Origin of the sequence: Chitinimonas sp. BJB300, from assembly GCF_002735695.1 — a bacterium.
Lineage (GTDB): Bacteria > Pseudomonadota > Gammaproteobacteria > Burkholderiales > Chitinimonadaceae > Chitinimonas.
In genome coordinates this window covers 1-2,456 of record NZ_PDZH01000260.1, presented here as the reverse complement: position 1 = coordinate 2,456, position 2,456 = coordinate 1, and the positions used below count along the sequence as shown (strand labels likewise).

Annotated in this window: 2 protein-coding genes; both read left to right on the top strand. The window is 59.0% G+C overall.

Annotated features, from left to right (window positions below; translation table 11 throughout):
* On the top strand, positions 1–1,604 hold a 1,604-nt coding region (locus CSQ89_RS21070; protein WP_233203404.1), incomplete at its 5' end, for a portal protein.
* A gap of 3 nt (positions 1,605–1,607) precedes the next feature.
* Positions 1,608–2,360 carry a hypothetical protein gene (locus CSQ89_RS21065; protein WP_099407930.1) on the top strand — a complete coding sequence of 251 codons (753 nt, stop codon included), beginning with the start codon at positions 1,608–1,610 and terminating at the stop codon, positions 2,358–2,360.
* The last annotated feature ends 96 nt before the right edge of the window (positions 2,361–2,456 follow it).

The following is a 2,456-nucleotide window of genomic DNA, read 5'->3' as shown; positions in this document are numbered from 1 at the left end:
AGTACTCGCGGCATGCCCCTTGGCGCGAAATGCTGCACGACAGTGCCTCGCGCCGTGTGGACATGAGTGACTGGCGCTATGTGATCCGGCAGAAGTGGCTGGATACCGATGTGGCCGAACTCATCAACCCGAGCCGTGCCTTCATCGTACATAAGAGCACCCGCGATGCCGATGCCTTGGGTAGCAGTCTGTGGTTTTCCGATGACTTCCCCGACCAGGACGAACAAGCGGGGCATTTGGCCGATGGTGTCTTTGCCCGTCAGCGCGTGCGCGTTTTCGAGATGTGGTACCGCGTGCCGGCCCGAATTAAGAAGGTGCAAGGGGGCGAGTTCCACGGCCAGGAATACGACCCAGCTAACCAAGTAATGCGTGCCGCCGTCGAGGGCGAGCTATGCCATATCGCCGAACAGCAGCAAATGCAGGTCCGCCTGGCCATCTTCACGACCGCAGGGCTGCTGTACGAAGGCCGTAGCCCTTACCGGCACAACCGCTTCCCGTATACCTTGATGGCGGCGTATCAGCGCAATCGCGATGGCGCGTATTACGGCATGGTGCGTGGGATTCGTGACCCACAGGATGCGTTCAACAAGCGCATGTCCAAGGCGTTGTATGTCCTCTCGACCAACAAGGTTGTGATGGAGCGGGGTGCCGTTAAAGACAAGGAACGGTTACGCGAAGAGATTGCCCGGCCAGACGCCATTATCGAGTACGAGGAGGGTAAACGGCTTGAACTGAACGTAGACCGTGACCTGGCCGCCGCCCATCTTCAACTGGCCGATGTCGATGCCCGCATGATTCAGGATGTCTCGGGGGTCACCGACGAGAACCTGGGGCGCAAGACCAACGCCACCAGTGGCGTCGCCATCGAGGCAAGGCAGGACCAAGGCAGCATGGCCACGTCGGAGCTATTCGACAACCTGCGTCTGGCCTTCCAATTCCACGGTGAATTGCAACTGAGCCTGATGGAACAGTTTGCCACCGAGCAAAAACAAATCCGCGTCACCAACGCCAAGGGTGGATTCGAGTTCCAGCCCATCAACGACGGCCTGCCCGAGAACAACCTCGTGCGCACCAAGGCGGATTTCATCGTCAGCGAGCAGGACTACCACGCCACCATCCGGCAAGCGCAGACCCAAATGCTGTTCGAACTGGCCGCCAAGCTGCCACCCGACATCGCCATGGGCATGTTGGACCTGATCATTGACCTGATGGATGTGCCCAATAAGGACGAACTGGTGCAGCGCGTGCGCAAGCTCACCGGCCAGCGCGACCCGGATGCTGAGCAAACACCGGAAGAGATCGCTGAGCAGGAAGCCAAGCAGCAAGAACAGGCAGAGCAAAACGAGCTGGCCAAGCGCAACGCCATTGCCGAGGTGGAACAGAAAGAAGCCTTGGCCGAACAGGCACGCAATGCGGCCCAGCTCCAGCCCGTCATCGATCAACTGGAACACCTCATGAAGCTACAGGGCAAGGAATACGCCCTGGCCGTGGACCAGTTGGAAGCCAAGTTCAACGCCCAACTCGACAGCCTCAAGGCGGCTGTGCGCGACAACCAGGCGCAGCAACGACTATCCCAATCCAAACCGGCCAGGAGGGCCAAGTAAGCCATGACGATCCAAACCCATGCAGACCACGACGACAGCCTGACCGACGAAGAACGCGCCATTCTGGCGGAAACCGATGAGGTAGACGAAGACAGCCGCACCATTGGCGAAATGATGGATGCTGGACTGGACGATGAATCGGAGGACGAAGCAGGAGACGAAGGCGAGGATGAAGGTGAACTGGAACCGGTTGAGCCTGAGGAATCGGGGGAATCAGACGGCACGCCAACGGACCCAGTGCCTGTTGAAGCACCGGCAACGCCTGAGCCTGTTGCCCCCAAAGCGCCTGCTTACCAGCCGCAACCGGTTCAGCCGGTCCAATACGACGTGCCCGAAGTACCCGAGGATGCCGAACAACAGCTCGCCGACATCCTGGCGCAAAAAAAAGCCCTTAACACCCAGTTAGAGAACTACGAAGTCGATGCGGCCACGTATCAGTCACAGCTTGATGCGCTGAACGACAAGGCACTCGATCTGCGGCTGGCGATGCGCGACGCCGACAATGCCCGCGCACTCAATGCGCAGAATGCCCAAGCGGCAGAACAAGCCGCGTGGGCACAGACCTGTGATGCCTTCCTGACCGCCAACAAGGCCACCTACGCCGATAGCCCGGAAATGACCGCCATCTTGAATCAGGCGGTGATCCAGGTAGCCAACGACCCCGAGAATGCCGGCCTCAATGGCTGGCAAATGCTCGAAAAAGCCCATGCCACGACGTTGCAGCATGTCAAACAGCGCCCAATAGTTACCAGGTAACAGCGTCCAATTCTTTCCATTTACTCACTGATGTTACGCAGTAGCTGCGAGAAGCAGCTGTAACTGATCATAAGCCGCGCGGGAGGCGTTGATCAG